Source organism: Halolactibacillus sp. JCM 19043 (assembly GCF_001310395.1).
GTDB lineage: Bacteria > Bacillota > Bacilli > Bacillales > Amphibacillaceae > Halolactibacillus > Halolactibacillus miurensis.
Window position 1 is genome coordinate 1 of the sequence record NZ_BAXD01000087.1, and the last position, 823, is coordinate 823.

At 45.3% G+C, this 823-nt stretch carries 1 protein-coding gene; it reads right to left on the bottom strand.

Translation table 11 applies throughout. The features are described from left to right. On the bottom strand, window positions 1-823 hold an 823-nt coding region (locus tag JCM19043_RS15770; RefSeq protein ID WP_156321456.1), incomplete at both ends, for an IS200/IS605 family accessory protein TnpB-related protein.

Here is an 823-nt window from a genome sequence, read left to right on the forward strand (position 1 = left end):
CATTGGTGGGAGTATTTCTTTAAAACCCATTGCCCGACGGGCAATGACATAAGCGGCTGCCATGTGAATGGACAGACCGAGTCGCTTCATATATTTCATCTTACCAATTTGACTGGTATAAGCGGGATTCACAACGTAGACAGCGACCCCCATTTTTTCAGCTCTTGACTTGATCGCTAGGATCATCTTTTGATAAGCAAACTGACTCATTCGACGATTGGCTTTCCTATGTCCATAGGGACGCGACACTTTGGACCGCGTCGTATCCAATCTTTCGATGGCGAGTGGTTTATGATGTTTAACGGCATAGTCAACGAGGGCAATAACCTCTGCTTCTATGATTTTCGCCTGCTGTCCACTGGTTTTACCCTCTAAGTTAAACGGAAGCGTAAAGGCATCCACACATTGACCTATGGCGTTGACATTGGCGACAGCGATATGATTCACATTCAAATCAACACCAATCATGCCCGTTGATGTTGAGGTATTCAGATAGGGTGTAGCTGGCACATCGATTAAGCATTTAACGATGTAGTAGTCACCATGATCCTCAAGTGACCATCCAATAGGCTTCCCATACTTTTTCTTATCTCTCAGGTTCATTTGTGTCTGAATGGCATGGTTGACATGGTCTTGGCCATAAGGAAAAACAACGTCAGAGAGACGAATCACACATTGATCGATCGCCTTAAAGGTAAGGGTATGCGTCTCTGGATGATAATGAAAGACAAAGTTACCTGATTTAGCGTCGTTCCGTCCTGAAATGGTCATCTTACCGTAACGCGCCGCTGCCCAATCTTTCTGCCAACGCTCAGCATGAGCA